Origin of the sequence: Streptomyces sp. NPDC001816, assembly GCF_042892235.1 — a bacterium.
In the GTDB taxonomy this organism is placed as follows: Bacteria; Actinomycetota; Actinomycetes; order Streptomycetales; family Streptomycetaceae; genus Streptomyces.
The window spans coordinates 309,948-328,682 of the sequence record NZ_JBIATY010000006.1 but is presented as its reverse complement, the minus strand read 5'-3'; the positions used below and the strand labels follow the sequence as shown (position 1 = coordinate 328,682).

15 protein-coding genes are annotated in these 18,735 nt (G+C 68.5%); 8 read left to right on the top strand and 7 right to left on the bottom strand.

Annotated elements, in window-relative coordinates:
• Nucleotides 1-11: 11 nt before the first annotated feature.
• The 7 genes from gyrA to dnaA all read right to left on the bottom strand — a co-directional run bounded on the left by gyrA (nt 12) and on the right by dnaA (nt 12,153).
• Nucleotides 12-2,606, bottom strand: a complete 2,595-nt coding sequence (gyrA, locus tag ACFYZZ_RS23285; protein ID WP_389179042.1) for a DNA gyrase subunit A — start codon at nt 2,604-2,606, stop codon at nt 12-14.
• Nucleotides 2,607-2,648: 42 nt separating this feature from the next.
• Nucleotides 2,649-4,718, bottom strand: coding sequence for a DNA topoisomerase (ATP-hydrolyzing) subunit B (gyrB, locus tag ACFYZZ_RS23280; protein ID WP_389179040.1), 2,070 nt, complete (start codon nt 4,716-4,718; stop codon nt 2,649-2,651).
• Nucleotides 4,719-5,082: 364 nt separating this feature from the next.
• Nucleotides 5,083-5,628 carry a DUF721 domain-containing protein gene (locus ACFYZZ_RS23275; protein ID WP_389179037.1) on the bottom strand — a complete coding sequence of 182 codons (546 nt, stop codon included), beginning with the start codon at nt 5,626-5,628 and terminating at the stop codon, nt 5,083-5,085.
• Nucleotides 5,625-6,746 (bottom strand): DNA replication/repair protein RecF, encoded by a 1,122-nt coding sequence (gene recF / locus ACFYZZ_RS23270; RefSeq protein WP_389179034.1) that lies wholly within the window; start codon nt 6,744-6,746, stop codon nt 5,625-5,627. The genes ACFYZZ_RS23275 and recF overlap by 4 nt, the downstream gene beginning before the upstream one ends.
• Before the next feature lie 53 nt (nt 6,747-6,799).
• Nucleotides 6,800-7,675 carry a phosphogluconate dehydrogenase (NAD(+)-dependent, decarboxylating) gene (gnd, locus tag ACFYZZ_RS23265; protein WP_386572650.1) on the bottom strand — a complete coding sequence of 292 codons (876 nt, stop codon included), beginning with the start codon at nt 7,673-7,675 and terminating at the stop codon, nt 6,800-6,802.
• Nucleotides 7,676-7,829: 154 nt separating this feature from the next.
• Nucleotides 7,830-8,960 (bottom strand): DNA polymerase III subunit beta, encoded by a 1,131-nt coding sequence (gene dnaN / locus ACFYZZ_RS23260; RefSeq protein WP_389179031.1) that lies wholly within the window; start codon nt 8,958-8,960, stop codon nt 7,830-7,832.
• A gap of 1,210 nt (nt 8,961-10,170) precedes the next feature.
• Complete coding sequence (gene dnaA / locus ACFYZZ_RS23255) at nt 10,171-12,153, bottom strand: chromosomal replication initiator protein DnaA (protein WP_389179028.1); 1,983 nt, start codon at nt 12,151-12,153, stop codon at nt 10,171-10,173.
• A gap of 398 nt (nt 12,154-12,551) precedes the next feature.
• On the opposite strand from dnaA, the gene rpmH reads away from it, so the two are divergent.
• From rpmH to ACFYZZ_RS23215, 8 genes are all read left to right on the top strand, one after another.
• A complete protein-coding gene (gene rpmH / locus ACFYZZ_RS23250; RefSeq protein WP_015659252.1) occupies nt 12,552-12,689 on the top strand; it encodes a 50S ribosomal protein L34 in 138 nt (45 codons plus the stop codon).
• A 21-nt stretch (nt 12,690-12,710) separates the two neighbouring features.
• Nucleotides 12,711-13,082: a ribonuclease P protein component gene (gene rnpA, locus ACFYZZ_RS23245; protein WP_389179025.1), complete on the top strand. Its 372-nt coding sequence runs from the start codon at nt 12,711-12,713 to the stop codon at nt 13,080-13,082.
• A complete protein-coding gene (gene yidD / locus ACFYZZ_RS23240; RefSeq protein WP_381780634.1) occupies nt 13,079-13,444 on the top strand; it encodes a membrane protein insertion efficiency factor YidD in 366 nt (121 codons plus the stop codon). Before rnpA ends, yidD begins: the two co-directional genes overlap by 4 nt.
• A 3-nt stretch (nt 13,445-13,447) precedes the next feature.
• Nucleotides 13,448-14,725: a membrane protein insertase YidC gene (gene yidC / locus ACFYZZ_RS23235; protein ID WP_389179021.1), complete on the top strand. Its 1,278-nt coding sequence runs from the start codon at nt 13,448-13,450 to the stop codon at nt 14,723-14,725.
• A 15-nt stretch (nt 14,726-14,740) separates the two neighbouring features.
• Complete coding sequence (locus ACFYZZ_RS23230) at nt 14,741-15,253, top strand: protein jag (RefSeq protein WP_386572644.1); 513 nt, start codon at nt 14,741-14,743, stop codon at nt 15,251-15,253.
• Between the two features lie 117 nt (nt 15,254-15,370).
• On the top strand, nt 15,371-16,087 hold the full coding sequence (gene rsmG / locus ACFYZZ_RS23225) for a 16S rRNA (guanine(527)-N(7))-methyltransferase RsmG (RefSeq protein ID WP_386572643.1): 717 nt from the start codon (nt 15,371-15,373) through the stop codon (nt 16,085-16,087).
• A gap of 256 nt (nt 16,088-16,343) precedes the next feature.
• The gene (locus tag ACFYZZ_RS23220; RefSeq protein ID WP_386573116.1) at nt 16,344-17,417 is read left to right on the top strand and encodes a ParA family protein; all 1,074 of its coding nucleotides are present in this window, start codon (nt 16,344-16,346) and stop codon (nt 17,415-17,417) included.
• Complete coding sequence (locus ACFYZZ_RS23215; RefSeq protein ID WP_389179017.1) at nt 17,414-18,514, top strand: ParB/RepB/Spo0J family partition protein; 1,101 nt, start codon at nt 17,414-17,416, stop codon at nt 18,512-18,514. The genes ACFYZZ_RS23220 and ACFYZZ_RS23215 overlap by 4 nt, the downstream gene beginning before the upstream one ends.
• Nucleotides 18,515-18,735: the final 221 nt, after the last annotated feature.

Genomic DNA, 18,735 nt, shown 5'->3' with positions numbered 1-18,735 from the left:
ACTCCTCGTGCCTACTCGGCCGAGGGCGCCTCACCCTCGTCCGTGCCGGTGGTCGCGACACCCTCGGCGGTCTCGTCGACGGCATCCTCGCCGTCGACCTCCTCCGCCTCGCGCCCCGCCTCGGCGTTACGTGCGATACCGACCACGGCATCGCGCTTGCCCAGGTTGATCAGTTGGACGCCCATGGTGTCACGACCCGTCTCCCTGACCCCGCTGACTCGCGTACGAATCACACCGCCGGACAGGGTGATCGCGAGGATCTCGTCGTTCTCCTCGACAACCAGCGCGCCGACGAGAGAACCGCGGTCCTCCACGATCTTGGCGGCCTTGATGCCGAGGCCACCGCGACCCTGGACGCGGTACTCGTCGACAGCGGTCCGCTTCGCGTACCCGCCGTCCGTGGCAGTGAACACGAACGTACCGGGTCGAACAACATTCATCGACAGAAGTTCATCGCCCTCACGGAAACTCATCCCCTTGACGCCGGAGGTGGCGCGGCCCATCGGGCGCAGGGTGTCGTCCGAGGCGGTGAACCTGATCGACTGTGCCTTCTTGCTGATCAGAAGCAGATCGTCGTCGGCCGAGACCAGCTCGGCACCGATCAGCTCGTCGTCCGAGCCGTCCTCGCGCTCGCGCAGGTTGATCGCGATCACACCGCCGGAGCGGGGTGAATCGTAATCCTTCAGAGGCGTCTTCTTGACCAGGCCCGACTTGGTGGCCAGGACCAGGTACGGCACCGCCTCGTAGTCACGGATCGCGAGGATCTCGGCGATCGCCTCGTCCGGCTGGAAGGCGAGCAGGTTCGCCACGTGCTGACCGCGCGCGTCCCGGCCGGCCTCGGGCAGCTCGTACGCCTTCGCCCGGTACACCCGGCCCTTGTTCGTGAAGAACAGCAGCCAGTGGTGCGTGGTGGAGACGAAGAAGTGGTCGACGATGTCGTCTTCCTTCAGCTTCGTGCCCCGCACACCCTTGCCGCCGCGCTTCTGCGCCCGGTAGTCGTCCGTCTTCGTGCGCTTGACGTAGCCACCGCGCGTGACGGTGACGACGATGTCCTCCTCGGCGATCAGGTCCTCGATGGACATGTCGCCCTCGTACGGGATCAGCTTGGTCGCGCGGTCGTCGCCGTACTTCTCGACGATCGCGGCCAGCTCCTCGCTGACGATCCCGCGCTGACGGACCGGGGAGGCGAGGATCTCGTTGTACTCGTTGATCTTCGCCTGGAGTTCGTCGTGCTCCTGGACGATCTTCTGGCGCTCCAGGGCGGCCAGCCGGCGCAGCTGCATCTCGAGGATGGCGTTGGCCTGGATCTCGTCGATCTCCAGGAGGCCCATCAGGCCGGTGCGCGCGACGTCGACGGTCTCACTGCGCCGGATCAGCGCGATGACCTCGTCGATGGCGTCCAGGGCCTTCAGCAGACCGCGCAGGATGTGGGCGCGCTCCTCGGCCTTGCGCAGCCTGAAGCGCGTCCGGCGGACGATGACCTCGATCTGGTGCGTCACCCAGTGGCGGATGAACGCGTCCAGGGAGAGAGTGCGCGGCACGCCGTCGACCAGCGCCAGCATGTTCGCGCCGAAGTTCGTCTGCAGGTCGGTGTGCTTGTACAGGTTGTTCAGGACGACCTTGGCGACCGCGTCCCGCTTGAGGACGATCACCAGGCGCTGGCCCGTACGGGACGAGGTCTCGTCGCGGACGTCGGCGATGCCGCCGATCTTGCCGTCCTTCACCAGGTCGGCGATCTTCTGCGCCAGGTTGTCCGGGTTGACCTGGTACGGCAGCTCGGTGACGACCAGGCACTGGCGGCCCTGGATCTCCTCGACCTCGACCACCGCGCGCATCGTGATGGAGCCGCGGCCGGTGCGGTACGCCTCCTCGATGCCCTTGCGGCCCACGACCAGTGCGCCGGTCGGGAAGTCCGGGCCCTTGATGCGCTCCATGAGCGCGTCCAGCAGCTCCTCGTGCGAGGCCTCGGGGTTCTCCAGGTACCACTGGGCGCCGGCCGCGACCTCGCGCAGGTTGTGCGGCGGGATGTTGGTCGCCATACCGACCGCGATACCGGCCGAGCCGTTGATCAGCAGGTTCGGGAAGCGGGCCGGCAGGACGGTCGGCTCCTGGGAGCGGCCGTCGTAGTTGTCCGTGAAGTCGACGGTCTCCTCGTCGATGTCCCGGACCATCTCCATCGACAGCGGCGCGAGCTTGCACTCGGTGTACCGCATCGCCGCCGCCGGGTCGTTGCCCGGGGAGCCGAAGTTGCCGTTGGAGTCCACCAGCGGCATCCGCATCGACCACGGCTGGGCGAGGCGCACCAGCGCGTCGTAGATCGAGGAGTCGCCGTGCGGGTGGTAGTTGCCCATGACGTCGCCGACGACGCGGGCACACTTGTAGAAGCCGCGCTCGGGGCGGTAGCCGCCGTCGTACATCGCGTACAGCACACGGCGGTGGACGGGCTTGAGACCGTCACGGACGTCGGGCAGCGCACGGGACACGATGACGGACATCGCGTAGTCCAGGTACGAGCGCTGCATCTCCGTCTCGAGCCCGACGGGCTCGACACGCATCGCGAGTTCGCCGCCCTCTTCAGGGGTGACAGGGGTGTTCTCGTCGGCCATTGCTGGTGAAGATCCTTCCTGGTGCGGTCAGCTGAGACCGACTCAGATGTCGAGGAACCGGACGTCCTTGGCGTTGCGCTGGATGAACGCGCGTCGGGCCTCGACGTCCTCGCCCATCAGGACCGAGAACAGGTCGTCGGCCTGGGCGGCGTCGTCGAGCGTGACCTGTCCGAGGACCCGGTGCTCCTGGTCCATGGTGGTCACCCGCAGCTCCTCGGCGTTCATCTCGCCGAGGCCCTTGAAGCGCTGGATCGAGTCCTCGCGGACGCGCTTGCCGCGCTGCCGGCCCATCTCGATCAGCGCGTCGCGCTCGCGGTCGGAGTACGCGTACTCGATGTCGTCCCGGCCCCACTTGAGCTTGTAGAGCGGCGGACGGGAGAGATACACGTGCCCGGCCTCGACCAGCGGCCGCATGAAGCGGAACAGGAAGGTCAGCAGCAGGGTGCTGATGTGCTGGCCGTCGACGTCGGCGTCCGCCATCAGGATGATCTTGTGATAGCGGAGCTTCTCGATGTCGAAGTCCTCGTGCACACCCGTGCCGAACGCGGAGATCAGCGCCTGGATCTCCTGGTTCTGCAGGATCTTGTCGATCCTGGCCTTCTCCACGTTCAGGATCTTGCCGCGGATCGGGAGGATCGCCTGGTACTGCGGGTTGCGGCCGGACTTGGCCGAGCCGCCGGCGGAGTCACCCTCGACGATGAAGATCTCGCACTTGGTGGGATCGTTCGACTGGCAGTCGGAGAGCTTGCCCGGCAGGGACGCCGACTCCAGCAGGCCCTTGCGCCGGGTCAGGTCACGGGCCTTGCGGGCCGCCACGCGCGCGGTGGCCGCCTGGATGCCCTTGCGGATGATGTCCGCGGCCTCGACCGGGTTGCGGTCCAGCCAGTCGTTGAGGTGCTCGTAGACCGCCTTCTGCACGAAGGTCTTGGCCTCCGTGTTGCCCAGCTTGGTCTTCGTCTGGCCCTCGAACTGCGGCTCGCTCAGCTTGACCGAGATGATCGCGGTCAGACCCTCACGGATGTCGTCACCGGTGAGGTTGTCGTCCTTCTCGCGCAGCAGCTTCTTGTCGCGCGCGTACTTGTTGATCAGGCTCGTGAGGGCCGCACGGAAGCCCTCCTCGTGCGTACCGCCCTCGTGGGTGTGGATGATGTTCGCGAAGGAGTACACGCCCTCGCTGTAGCCGCTGTTCCACTGCATGGCGACCTCGAGGGACAGGCTCTTGTCCCTGTCCTCGGCCTCCAGGTCGATCACGGTGGGGTGGACCGCGTCTCCCTTGCGGGAGTTCAGGTACTTCACGAAGTCGACGATGCCGCCCTCGTAGTGGTACGTGACGGTCTTGACCTCGGCCTTCTCGTCCGCGCCAGCCTCGTCCGCACCACTGGTCGCCTTCGCCGACTCACGCTCGTCGGTGAGCCGGATGGTCAGGCCCTTGTTGAGGAAGGCCATCTCCTGGAAGCGCCGCGACAGCGTCTCGAAGGAGTACTCGGTGGTCTCGAAGATGTCGGGGTCGGCCCAGAAGGTGACCGAGGTGCCGGTCTCGTCCGTCGCCTCGTGCTGGTCGAGCGGGGCCGTCGGGACGCCGAGCTTGTAGTCCTGCGTCCAGCGGTGACCGTCCGTCCTGATCTCGACGGCGACCTTCGTGGACAGCGCGTTCACGACGGACACACCCACACCGTGCAGACCGCCGGAGACGGCGTAACCGCCGCCGCCGAACTTGCCGCCCGCATGCAGCACGGTCAGCACGACCTCGACGGCCGGCTTGCCCTCGGAGGGCACGATGCCCACCGGGATGCCACGGCCGTTGTCGACGACACGCACGCCGCCGTCGGCGAGGATCGTCACGTCGATGGTGTCCGCGTAGCCCGCCAGCGCCTCGTCGACCGAGTTGTCGACGACCTCGTACACCAGGTGGTGCAGACCGCGCTCGCCCGTGGAGCCGATGTACATACCGGGCCGCTTGCGGACCGCGTCCAGCCCTTCGAGCACGGTGATGGCGCTGGCGTCGTAGGACGCAGAGGCGGTGGCCTCGGCAGTCACGCCGGCGTCGGTGGACGGGATGTTCTCGTTGGGGTTGCCGGAATCGGCCACGAAGCGCCCTTTCTGGCACAGCACGAGCCGGGCTCGTCGGCGGGTTGCCGGAGCGGCTGCGGCATGTTGCGTTGGTAAGCCTTGATCAGCGTTGCTCAGCTTTTCCCGGGCGGTCCCCACGATTGGGGCGGGATTGGCTTCCAGTCTACCGGTAGCGCCGACAGTGATGGGGGTTTGCCGGTACCTGAGTCCTCATGTGCCGCCCTCAACCGGTCTCCGCCGGGTCCCGATATACGGATGGGGGCTCCAAGGGGCTCACAGCGCCACTCAGCGCTTCGGGCCGTCAACCCTTGGCTACTGGGGGGTCAGCTCGCGATCCAGACCTGCGCACAGGGCCGCGACAAGGGGTACGACGGCGCCACGCGCCGACCGCGCGACGTGAGGTACGTCACCCGTAGGTATCGCCCGGGCCCGTACTCCCCGGAGCCCGCAGCGGGCCGTAACGCCGGGCGGGACCGCCGGGACCGTTGACCTTGAGCAGACGGACCGTGCCGTGGCCGAGGTCCTCGTTGAGCCGGGCGACCAGGGTCGGGGCGAGCAGCCGCAGCTGAGTCGCCCACGCCGTCGAGTCGCACTGCACGGACAGCACCCGCTCGTCCTCGTCGTACCGCTGCGGCACACAGTGCTTCGCCAGATCCTCACCGACGATCTGCGGCCAGCGGCCCATGACACCGCCCACCGCGGCCGGCGTCTCCCAGCCGCGCTCGTTGAGCAGCCGGTTGATCGCGGCACCGAGCGCCATCGGGTCACGTCCGTCGGCGCGCGCGCCCGAGCGCAGACCGCCACCGCGCCGCGCCTGCTTCTTCTGCCGCGCCGCGTCGCCACGCGCGCGTGCCTGCTCCTTCGCGGCGCGCAATGCCACGCGCGCGAGGTCGACACCGGAGGGCTCCGCAGACTTCCCGGTGTCCTTCGGGGTGGGTTCTTCGGTGCTCATACGCGCTCCACCGTCCCGTCGGCCACCGCAAAACGGGCGCCGGCCAGTGCATGCGGTACGTCGTCGTCCACAGCGGCGGTGACCAGCACCTGCTCGCCGGGCGCGACCAGCTCGGCCAGCCGCTCACGACGGCGGGCGTCCAGCTCGGCGAACACGTCGTCGAGAATCAGCACCGGCTCGTTGCCCTCCGCGCGCAGCAGATCGTACGAGGCCAGGCGCAGGGCGAGAGCGTAGGACCACGACTCGCCGTGGGAGGCATAGCCCTTCGCGGGCAGCTGACCGAGTTTGAGAATCAAATCGTCCCGGTGCGGGCCCACAAGGGTGACGCCCCGCTCGATCTCCTGCTTGCGCGCCTCCGTGAGCGCCGCCATCAGCTGGCCGTACAGATCCTCGCGGCTGTGCGCCTCTCCGGGCGCGGACGGCTTGTACTCCAGCGCGACCGGACCCCCGCCCGGGGCCAGCTGCTCGTACGCCTTGTCGGCCAGCGGCTGCAACGCGGCGACCAGGTCCAGCCGCTGGGCGAGCAGCTCGGCGCCCGCGCGCGCGAGATGCTGGTCCCACACGTCCAGCGTGGACAGGTCCATCGAGCGGCCGCCGTGCCTGCGCGCCAGCGCCGCGGTCTTGAGGAGCGTGTTGCGCTGCTTGAGCACCCGCTCGTAGTCCGAGCGCACACCCGCCATGCGCGGCGAGCGCGCGGTGATCAACTCGTCCAGGAACCGGCGCCGCTCACCGGGATCACCCTTGACCAGCGCGAGGTCCTCCGGAGCGAACAGCACGGTCCGTACGATCCCCAGCACGTCCCTCGGCCTGACCTGCGAGGACCGGTTGATGCGAGCACGGTTGGCCCGGCCGGGGTTCAGCTCCAGCTCGACCAGCTGCTGCCGCTCGCCCTGTCGGACCTGAGCCCGGATGACGGCCCGCTCGGCGCCCATGCGGACCAGGGGAGCGTCGGAGGAGACACGGTGACTGCCGAGGGTGGCGAGATAACCGACCGCCTCGACCAGATTGGTCTTGCCCTGCCCGTTGGGGCCGACGAAGGCGGTGACGCCCGGGTCGAGCGGGACCTCGACCCGGGCGTACGAGCGGAAGTCGGCCAGCGAAAGATGCGTGACGTGCATGGTCGTCCGCCGACCTCCCCCAGGGTTGTGGATCGCGGAGGCGACCCTGTGGATTACTTCTTCTCTACGGCGTGGCCGCCGAACTGGTTGCGCAGCGCGGCGATCATCTTCATCTGCGGCGAGTCCTCCTGCCGCGAGGCGAACCGCGCGAACAGCGACGCGGTGATCGCGGGAAGCGGCACCGCGTTGTCGATGGCGGCTTCCACAGTCCAGCGTCCCTCACCGGAGTCCTGTGCATAACCGCGCAGCTGTCCGAGGTGCTCGTCCTCGTCCAGCGCGTTCACCGCGAGGTCCAGCAGCCAGGAACGGATGACCGTGCCCTCCTGCCACGAGCGGAAGACCTCGCGGACGTTCTCCACGGAGTCGACCTTCTCCAGCAGCTCCCAGCCCTCGGCGTAAGCCTGCATCATCGCGTACTCGATGCCGTTGTGGACCATCTTCGCGAAGTGGCCCGCGCCGACCTTGCCGGCGTGCACCGAGCCGAGGTCACCCTCCGGCTTGAGCGCGTCGAAGACCGGCTGCACCTTGGCGACGTTCTCGGCGTCGCCGCCGTACATCAGCGCGTACCCGTTCTCCAGGCCCCAGACGCCGCCGGAGACACCGCAGTCGACGAAGCCTATGCCCTTGGCCGCCAGCTCCTCGGCGTGCCTCTCGTCGTCCGTCCAGCGGGAGTTGCCGCCGTCCACCACCACGTCACCGGGCTCCAGCAGCTCGCCGAGCTGGTCGATCGTGGACTGCGTGGCCTCGCCGGCCGGGACCATCACCCAGACCACGCGGGGCCCGCTGAGCTTGCCCACAAGCTCTTCCAGGCTGTGGACGTCCGCGAGGTCGGCGTTGCGGTCGTATCCGATGACGGTGTGGCCCGCGCGGCGGATCCGCTCGCGCATGTTGCCGCCCATCTTGCCGAGGCCGACGAGACCGAGCTCCATCAGTTGTGTTCCTTAGGTTGCTGTGTGGCGTGTCGGGCACCTGCGTACCCGGGTCCGAGCCTAGTCCCGGACCCTCCCGCACAGCTGTGGGCATACGCGCTCATACGTATGCCCTCACCTGGGGCTTTGTCCTGCGGATACCGGCGGCTACGACTCAGCCGCTGAGCCGCACCGGCATGATCAGGTACTTGTAGGCCTCGTCCGCCTCGGCGTCCAGCGCCGGCTTGCCGCTGAGCAGCGCGGGCTTGGTGGACGTCGTGAACGACAGCTGGGCCACCGGGGAGTCGATGGCGCTCAGACCGTCCAGCAGGAACGTCGGGTTGAAGGCGATCGAGATGTCGTCGCCCTCCAGCTGCGCGTCAACCCTTTCCACAGCCTGTGCATCGTCGCTGGAGCCGGCCTCCAGGATCAGCACGCCCTGCTCGAAGCTCAGCCGCACCGGGGTGTTCCGCTCGGCGACCAGAGCCACACGCTTGACGGCCTCCACGAAGGGGGCGGTCTCGATCACGGCGACGGAGTTGAACTCGGTCGGGAACAGCGTGCGGTACTTCGGCAGATCGCCCTCGAGCAGACGCGTGGTCGTACGACGGCCCGCACCCTCGAAACCGATCAGGCCCTCGCCCGCGCCCGAGCCGGACAGCGCCAGCGTGACGCTGTCGCCCGCGCCGAGCGACTTGGCGGTGTCCAGGAGCGTCTTGGCCGGGACCAGGGCGACCGCGGAGGCGTCCGGGTTCTCCGGCTTCCACAGGAACTCGCGGACCGCGAAGCGGTAGCGGTCGGTGGAGGCCAGGGTGACCGTGTCGCCCTCGATCTCGATGCGCACACCGGTGAGGACGGGCAGCGTGTCGTCACGACCGGCGGCGATGGCCACCTGGGACACGGCGGCGGCGAAGACCTCGCCGGGGACGGTGCCCGTCGCGGTCGGCATCTGCGGCAGCGCCGGGTACTCCTCCACAGGCAGGGTGTGGAGTGTGAACCGCGAGGAGCCGCAGACCACGGTCGCCCGTACACCGTCTGTGGAAATCTCCACCGGGCGGTTGGGGAGAGCGCGGGAGATGTCGGCGAGCAGGCGGCCGGAGACGAGGACCGTGCCCTCCTCCTCGACCTCGGCCTCGACGCTCACCCGAGCGGAGACCTCGTAGTCGAAGCTCGAAAGGCTCAGCTGGCCGTCCTCGGCCTTCAGCAGGAGGCCGGCGAGGACAGGCGCCGGCGGACGGGCCGGGAGGCTGCGTGCAGCCCACGCCACTGCCTCCGCGAGTACGTCGCGTTCCACCCGGATCTTCACCGTAAGCCGCCTCCTGCTGTTGCTACTGAGTCCTCCGACTCGGTGTCGCCGCCCACTGCGAAGGGAAGGACACCGGGGACCAGTCTGACGCACCGCACTGACAGTAGGTGCCTGTCGGGGTCAAGTCGCTCCGAGGGGCAGCCGGGCTCGAGAGCGCGAGTTGTGCACAGGCCCCGCTTCGAAACGGATTCCTAGCTCTCTCTAGTTGGGAGTAGTAGTAGGGCCTGTGGATACCGTGGATAACCACGTTTGCCCAGCTCAGAGCGGGAATTTTGTCCACTGACCCTGTGGGTGGAGGCGGTGGACAACTCGGGGTCTCTGTGGAGAACAGAAAGTTCTGCACACACCGCCCACAGCTAGAGGGCAGTTCTCCCCAGCTGTGTCCCCAGGTTTACCCACGTTTCCCACACCCCAACCCGGCAGCTTCGTGTGACGGCTTTCACTCGACGCGGTGAGAGGGTGCGTCACGTTGCCGAACAGTGGACAGCCATGTGGAGAAGCCAGGATTCGCTGGGGACAACCGGCCTCAGCCTGTGGGCTTCCCGTGGAAAACTTCGTCCACAGTCTGTGGATCTCCGCTTCGTCCACAGTCTGTGGAGATCGTTCGTCCACGATTCCACAGGCAGCTGAGCTGGGCGGACGCCGCTTCCCCAGGCTCCCTGTGGATGCAGTTCGGGACAACTCCACGGTCCCCAGGATGTGGACGGAAGAAACTCACCGAATCTGTGGAGAGTGGCCGTAACCAGGCACTTAATCGAACACCCGGTGGCCGGGGAGGGACGCCCACGGCGCGGCGACGAGCCGTCGGCAGGAAGCGATGAGGGGTGCCGGCGGCGGCCTGGGGCGCGGAGGACGGTCGGCTGGGGATGCGGAGAGCGGCCGCCAGGGGATGCGGAGGGCGGCGGCCGGGGGAAGCGGGGGACGGCCGCCAGGGTCGTTGCGACGAACGGCGGCCGGGGATGTGAAGGACGTCGGTGAGGGGCGCGAAGGTCGGCGGCGAGGGTCGCGAAGGTGAGCCGCCGGAGACGCGATGAGGGGTGCCGGCCGCTGCCAGAGGACCCGAAGGGCGGCCGCCAGAGCCGCGAAAACGGCCGGCCGGGGGGCGTGAGATCGGTCGACCGGGGGATGCGAGATCGGCTGCCCCGGATGCGAAAAGGCGCCCCCGGGATGTCCTCCCGAGGGCGCCCTCAGTGTCGGCCTGTGGCTGCCGTCAGCCGTTCTTGATGCGGTTCGTCAGCTCGGTCACCTGGTTGTAGATCGAGCGCCGCTCGGCCATCAGCGCGCGGATCTTCCGGTCCGCGTGCATGACGGTCGTGTGGTCGCGGCCGCCGAAGTGCGCGCCGATCTTCGGCAGGGACAGGTCCGTCAGCTCACGGCACAGGTACATGGCGATCTGACGGGCCGTGACCAGCTGGCGGCCGCGCGAGGTGCCGCACAGGTCGTCGACCGTGAGGCCGAAGTAGTCGGCAGTCGACGCCATGATGGCCGACGCGGTGATCTCGGGAGTCGAGTCCTCGCCCCCGGGGATCAGGTCCTTGAGGACGATCTCGGTGAGGCCCAGGTCCACCGGCTGCCGGTTGAGCGAGGCGAACGCCGTCACCCGGATCAGCGCGCCCTCCAGCTCACGGATGTTCCGCGAGATCCGGGAGGCGATGAACTCCAGTACCTCCGGAGGGGCGTTGAGCTGCTCCTGCACCGCCTTCTTGCGCAGGATCGCGATGCGCGTCTCCAGCTCGGGCGGCTGGACGTCGGTGATCAGACCCCACTCGAAACGGTTCCGCAGCCGGTCCTCCAGCGTCACCAGCTGCTTGGGCGGCCGGTCGCTGGAGAGCACGATCTGCTTGTTCGCGTTGTGGAGCGTGTTGAAGGTGTGGAAGAACTCCTCCTGCGTCGACTCCTTGTCCGCGAGGAACTGGATGTCGTCGACGAGCAGGATGTCCATCTCGCGGTAGCGCTTGCGGAAGCTGTCGCCCTTGCCGTCGCGGATGGAGTTGATGAACTCGTTGGTGAACTCCTCGGAGCTGACGTACCGCACGCGCGTGCCCGGGTAGAGGCTGCGCGCGTAGTGCCCGATCGCGTGCAGCAGGTGCGTCTTGCCGAGCCCCGACTCCCCATAGATGAAGAGGGGGTTGTACGCCTTCGCGGGCGCCTCGGCGACGGCCACCGCGGCCGCGTGAGCGAACCGGTTGGAGGCGCCGATGACGAATGTGTCGAAGAGGTACTTCGGGTTCAGTCGCGCGGTCGGCTCACCGGGACCGCTCGCCGGCGCGGGCTTCGCGGCCAGCGGACCGGGCGCACCGCTCCCGCCGGGCGGCGGCAGGTCCGGGCGGCCGGGGCCGCCGCGGTGCACCGGGCCGGCGCCGGCCGACTGGTCGGGCAGCTCACGGCGGACGGGGTCGCGCTGGTCGTACTCCGCGCGCGGAGAGTCGTAGTCCGGGCGGGAGTCGTAGTCCGGGCGCTCGTACTCCGAGCGGTCGTAGTCCGGACGGTCGTACTCCGGGCGCGGGGCGTCGTAGTCGCCGCGCTGCTGGTCGTACGACGGGCGCTCCATGCCCTTCGGGCGGTAGTCCTGGGACGGCGAGCCGTAGGTGTCCTGCCCCGAGGAGCCGTAGGAGTCCTGCGGCGGCGAGGCGTACGGGTCGCGCTCGGGGAAGCCGAGGCGCGGCTGCTGCCAGCCGTACTCGTCCTGTCCGGTGCGCGGCCAGGCGCCGGGCTCGGGCCGCTGGTACTCGGAGGGATACGCGGGCCGGGCGGTCGGCAGCTGGTCCCCGCGGGAGGCAGGCTCGCTGCCCGGGAGCGGTTCGGCGGCACGGTGCCTGCCGTAGCCCTCGTACGGTCCGGAGGGCAGCTCCGGCTCCTCGTAGCGCGGCTGCCGCTGCGGCTGGGCGGGGGGCGCCTGCGGGGCCGGCGGCTCGCCCGCGGAGTCGTCCACGGTGATCGCGATGCGGATGGGGCGGCCGCACTCGCGGCTCAGCGTCTCGCTGACGATCGGTGCGAGACGCCCCTCCAGTACGTTCTTCGCGAATTCGTTCGGTACGGCGAGCAGAGCGGTGTCCGCGACCAGCGCGAGCGGCTGGCAGCGCCGGATCCAGTGCTCGTCCTTCGCCTCGACACCCTGTCCGCGGCCCTCACCGAGGAGCTGCTCGAGTACTCGTGGCCACACTGCGGCAAGATCGGCAGGTACGTCAGCCACAGGGCACGCTCTCTCACAGGTCCCACGAACGTGTGGTTGTGGGACGGGTCGGGATGAAATCCGGGATGGGTGGGCGGGGGCAATCCCGCTCGGGCTGGGATAAGGGAACGAATCGGAGTCCAGCCACGGTAGTCAGCGCGGCGGCTACGGTTCAAGTTGTTGTCCCCAGCCTGTGGATAGTGTCTCTCGGTGACCCCCGGTTTGACCGGATGGCGTAGCCCCGCGTACCGTAACCAGGTCGAGTTGTCGATGGCTGCTGCCGCCTGCCTCCGAAGGGCACAGGTCACGTCAGGTGATCGGGAAGCGGTGCACTCGGGCGTGAAGCGAGCTACTCGTGGGCGCACGGTGACAGCCAAGACGGCACCCGCCACCACCGATTTGATTTCTGGAGCCCCCGAGTGAGCAAGCGCACCTTCCAGCCGAACAACCGTCGTCGCGCGAAGACCCACGGCTTCCGCCTGCGGATGCGCACCCGTGCGGGCCGCGCGATTCTCGCGAACCGTCGTGCCAAGGGTCGCGCCAGCCTGTCCGCCTGATCCCGATCAGGTCATGACGTCGTGCTGCCCACCGAGAACCGGCTGAGGCGGCGCGAGGACTTCGCGACCGCGGTACGACGGGGTCGTCGGGCAGGCCGCCCGACCCTTGTCGTCCACCTTCGTAGCGGTGCCACGGACCCGCACGCGCCAGGGGAGAGCGCTCCCCCGACGCGTGCGGGTTTCGTCGTGAGCAAGGCTGTGGGTGGAGCGGTCGTGCGCAACAAAGTGAAGCGCAGACTGCGCCACCTGATGCGTGACCGAGTCGTCCTGTTTGCCCCCGGTAGCCTGGTAGTCGTACGAGCGCTGCCCGGAGCGGGCGACGCAGACCATGCACAGCTGGCCCGAGACCTGGATGCCGCCCTCGAGCGGCTGCTGGGAGGGGGCGCGCGATGAAGTACCCGCTACTGGCTCTGATCAAGCTGTACCAGTGGACGATCAGTCCCCTGCTGGGGCCGGTGTGCAAGTACTACCCGTCGTGCTCCCACTACGGCTACACGGCCATCGACCGGCACGGTGCGATCAAGGGAACGGCACTCACCGCCTGGCGCATCCTCCGGTGCAATCCGTGGTCGCTCGGCGGTGTGGACCATGTTCCGCCGCGCAAGCGCCCGCGGTGGCACGAAATGCTGCGCAACGCTTGGCGCGCACGCAAGGGCGGGACCTCCGCCGCCGAACCGGCCACCGAGGAGAAGCCTCACTCCGAGCTTCCCTCGAGCCCGGCCGCAGAGACCTCGTCCCATGCCCAAGGAGCATGATTAGTGGACACGATTGCCAGCCTCTTCAGCTTCATCACGACACCTGTCTCCTGGGTCATCGTCCAGTTCCACACGGTGTACGGCGCCATCTTTGGCCCCGACACCGGGTGGGCCTGGGGCCTGTCGATCGTGTCCCTCGTGATCCTGATCCGTATCTGCCTGATCCCGCTCTTCGTGAAGCAGATCAAGGCGACCCGGGCCATGCAGACGCTCCAGCCCGAGATGAAGAAGATCCAGGAGCGCTACAAGAACGACAAGCAGCGTCAGTCCGAAGAGATGATGAAGCTGTACAAGGAGTCGGGCACCAACCCGCTCTCCTCGTGCCTTCCCATCCTGGCGCAGTCTCCGTTCTTCTTCGCCCTGTACCACGTGCTCAACGGCATCGCGTCCGGGGAGACCATCGGCGTCATCAACCAGTCGCTGCTGGAGAGCGCCCGTAAGGCGCACATCTTCGGGGCCCCGCTCGCCGCGAAGTTCAAGGACAGCGCCTCCACCGTCGAGGCCCTGGGCGCCACGGTCACCGATGTGCGGGTCGTCACCGCGCTCATGATCGTCCTGATGTCGGCGTCGCAGTTCTACACGCAGCGCCAGCTGATGACGAAGAACGTCGACACCACGGTGAAGACGCCGTTCATGCAGCAGCAGAAGATGCTGATGTACGTCTTCCCCATCATGTTCGCCGTCTTCGGTATCAACTTCCCGGTCGGTGTCCTGGTCTACTGGCTGACCACCAACGTGTGGACCATGGGCCAGCAGATGTACGTCATCCACAACAACCCGACCCCGGGTTCCAAGGCCCAGGCCGCCTACCTGGAGCGCCTCACCAAGCACGTCACGCACCACGGCAAGATCCGTCGCCGCAGCGAGAAGACCATCGTCAAGGCGATCGTCGCCAAGGGCCGCGACCGCAACGAGTTCGAGCGCAAGTTCATCAATGGCCTGAGCAAGGCGGGCCTCGCGGCCCAGGCCGACGGCACCGTGGTGAAGAGCGAGAGCCAGGCCGTGGCGCAGACCGAGGACGGTACGACGGTGACCACCGCCGCCGCCCGGCGCCAGCAGCCCAAGCGTCAGACCAAGGCCCAGCGCCAGTCCGGCGGGAAGCAGGCGGGCGACGAGACGTCGACCACCTCGCTGGAGAAGTCCGACGCCGACGAGCCGCAGGACGCCAAGCCCGCCGCTGCCAAGCAGCCTCAGAAGCCCGGCTCCGGCACCCGCAGCAAGGCCCAGTCCGGCCAGCGCAAGGGTGGCCCGCAGCGGCCCAAGTCCCCGTCCAAGAAGTAAGAAGGAGCCCATCCCGTGACGGAAGGCACCACCTCCGCTGCTGCCGAGGGTGCAGACACCCTCACCCGCCTGGAGCAGGAGGGCGAGATCGCGGCGGACTACCTGGAGGGTCTGCTGGACATCGCCGACCTCGACGGCGACATCGACATGGACGTCGAGGCCGACCGCGCCTCCGTGTCGATCATCAGCGACACCGGCAGCCGCGACCTGCAGAAGCTGGTCGGCCGCGACGGCGAGGTGCTGGAGGCACTGCAGGAGCTGACGCGCCTGGCCGTGCACCGGGAGACCGGTGACCGCAGCCGTCTGATGCTGGACATCGCGGGCTACCGCGCCAAGAAGCGCACCGAGCTGTCCGAGCTGGGCGCCAAGGCCGCCGCCGATGTCAAGAACACCGGCGAGCCCGTGAAGCTCAAGCCGATGACCCCGTTCGAGCGCAAGGTCGTGCACGACGCGGTCAAGGCCGCCGGGCTGCGCAGCGAGTCGGAGGGCGAGGAACCGCAGCGGTTCGTCGTCGTGCTGCCCGCCTGATCGGTCCCTCACGTTTCACCGGCCCCGTCTGCCCGCAGACGGGGCCGAACTTTGTCAGCCTGGTAGTTCTGGTGGCCGGTGCGCGAAGCGCCGGCGCTGTACGGAAGGACGGTCCCCGTGACGGAGGCAGCGGAGCTTCCCCCCGCGCCCGAGCAGGCGCGGGAAGTGTTTGGTGATCGCTTCGCCGATGCGGTCCGCTATGCGGAGCTGCTCGCCGAGGCGGGCGTGCAGCGTGGCCTGATCGGCCCACGCGAAGTGCCCCGCCTGTGGGAGCGGCACCTGCTGAACTGCGCGGTGCTCTCAGAAGCAGTCCCCGAGGGGGTGACGGTGTGCGACGTCGGCTCGGGCGCCGGCCTGCCGGGCATTCCGCTGGCCCTGGTCCGGGACGACCTGAACATCACCCTGCTGGAGCCCCTGCTGCGGCGCACCACCTTCCTCACCGAGGTCGTCGAGCTGCTGGGCCTGGATCACGTCACCGTGATGCGCGGCCGGGCCGAGGAGGTCATGGGTAAGCTGCCGCCGGTCCATGTGGTGACGGCCCGCGCCGTGGCCCCGCTGGACCGTCTGGCCACCTGGGGCATCCCGCTGCTGCGCCCGTACGGCGAGATGCTCGCGCTCAAGGGGGACACCGCCGAGGAGGAGCTGAAGGCGGCGGCCACCGCGCTCAGCAAGCTCGGTGCGGTGTCGACCTCCATCCTGCATGTGGGCGAGGGCGTGGTGGATCCCCCGTCCACGGTCGTGCGGGTCGAGGTGGGAGAGAGCCCGGGCGGTGTGCGTTTCGCGGCCAAGCGGGCCAAGGCGGCCCGGACGGGGCGGGCGCGGCGACGTCGCTGATACGTGAGACGTACTCCACACAAGCTGCCAAACGTACGCAAGCCGGAGTGTCGCGAAGGTCCGGCCGCCGCCGCTGTGCATCGTGTTTCACGTGAAACGTCGCTCACTGCTGCACGGCATCATCAGTCGCGGCCGCGCCGCGGCCGAACCTCGCGACCGGAGGCCTCTCGGTTCACTCGGAGAGGCACCGGAGTTGTCCACAGAGGTGGATTTCTCCACAGAACACCAGGCCTCACTGGTTCACGACCCCGAAGACATGGGAGGCTCTGTTCATTGCGAGCCTGAAGTCGAGGAGAGTGAATCCGTGCGGTCCGACGCCAACATCGCGGGACCGATGACCGATCCGGTCCCCGGTCCCCGTACCGAGTCGATGGGGGCGGATGTTTCACGTGAAACACCGCCTCCGATGGACGACACTCCCATCGGTCGCGCTGCCCAACTGGCGGTGGAGGCTCTGGGCCGCGCCGGCGAAGGCCTGCCGCGTCCCGAGCAGACCCGAGTCATCGTGGTCGCCAACCAGAAGGGCGGCGTGGGCAAGACCACGACGACCGTCAACCTTGCCGCTTCGCTGGCTCTGCACGGCGGCCGCGTTCTGGTGATCGACCTCGACCCGCAGGGCAATGCGTCCACGGCGTTGGGTATCGATCATCACGCGGAAGTGCCGTCCATCTATGACGTGTTGGTGGAGAGCAGGCCGCTGGCCGAGGTCGTCCAGCCCGTCCCCGATGTCGAAGGCCTCTTCTGCGCCCCTGCCACCATCGATCTCGCCGGTGCGGAGATCGAGCTGGTGTCTCTGGTGGCCCGTGAGAGCCGGCTGCAGCGCGCGATCCAGGCGTACGAGCAGCCGTTGGACTACATCCTCATCGACTGCCCGCCCTCGCTGGGCCTGTTGACGGTCAACGCGCTCGTCGCGGGCCAGGAGGTCCTCATCCCCATCCAGTGCGAGTACTACGCGCTGGAGGGACTGGGGCAGCTGCTCCGCAACGTCGACCTGGTGCGGGGGCACCTCAACCCCACCCTGCATGTGTCGACCATCCTGCTCACCATGTACGACGGCCGGACGCGTCTCGCCTCGCAGGTCGCGGAAGAGGTGCGCACCCACTTCGGTGACGAGGTGCTGCGGACGAGCATTCCCCGCTCGGTCCGTATCTCCGAGGCGCCGAGCTATGGGCAGACGGTGCTGACTTACGATCCTGGATCGAGCGGTGCCCTCTCCTATCTTGAGGCGGCCCGAGAAATCGCGCTGAGGGGCATCGGCATCAGCTATGACGCCAGCCAGGCCCACATCGGCGCCCAGAACGACCAGAGCATGGTGGAGGGGATCCAGTGAGCGAGCGACGGAGGGGGCTGGGCCGTGGACTCGGCGCGCTGATCCCTGCTGCCCCGACCGAGAAGAACCCGGCTCCTGCCGCGATGGGGAGTGGGACGTCCACGTCCCCGGCAGCGGTCCCGGTGCTGACGACCGACCGCGGGGTGGCCGCGGCGAAGGTGGCCATGCTGCCGCCTGTTTCACATGAAACCGAGGAGCCCTCGGTGAGCCCTGCCACAGAGGCTCCGGCGCCTCCGGTGGGCGCCCACTTCGCCGAGCTGTCCCTCGACGCCATCACGCCGAACCCGCGCCAGCCGCGTGAGGTCTTCGATGAGGACGCGCTGCAGGAGCTGGTCACCTCCATCCAGGAGGTCGGTCTCCTCCAGCCCGTCGTCGTTCGACAGCTGGGTCCCGGCCGCTATGAGCTGATCATGGGCGAGCGCCGCTGGCGGGCCTGCCGTGAGGCCGGCCTCGAGGCCATCCCTGCGATCGTCCGGGCCACCGATGACGAGAAGCTCCTCCTGGACGCGCTGCTGGAGAACCTGCACCGGGCGCAGCTGAACCCGCTGGAAGAGGCGGCCGCCTACGACCAGCTGCTGAAGGACTTCAACTGCACGCACGACCAGCTGGCGGACCGCATCGGGCGTTCCCGTCCGCAGGTCTCCAACACCCTGCGGCTGCTGAAGCTGTCGCCGGCCGTCCAGCGCAGGGTCGCCGCCGGGGTCCTCTCCGCCGGGCACGCCCGGGCGCTGCTGTCCGTCGAGGACTCGGACGAGCAGGACCGGCTGGCGCATCGCATCGTGGCCGAGGGCCTCTCGGTGCGGGCCGTCGAGGAGATCGTGACCCTGATGGGTTCGCGGCCCCAGACGACCCAGCGCTCCAAGGGCCCGCGGGCCGGTGCCCGGGTCTCCCCGGCGCTGAGCGAGCTGGCCACCCGGCTGTCCGACCGCTTCGAGACCCGGGTGAAGGTCGACCTCGGGCAGAAGAAGGGCAAGATCACCGTCGAGTTCGCCTCCATGGAGGACCTTGAGCGGATCCTCGGCTCGCTCGCCCCGGGCGAGGGGCCGGTTCTGCAGAAGGGTCTCCACGACGGCGACTCCGAGGAGCAGGACGCCTGAAACCTCCGGCGGTCCCGCCGAGGGTGCAGGAGAGCGGATCGCATCCGGTGTCTACCGGAACGCGGTCCGCTCTTTGCTTTGAGGCAGGTATCGGGGGAATCGCTTCGTGGATACGATGCGGATGGGTATGGCGCATCCACCTGGCGGATCTCTGAGTGGGGAGACAGGGGCCATGCGATCGATGAGCCGCACCGGACTGGTGAGCGCTGCCTTGGGCCTTG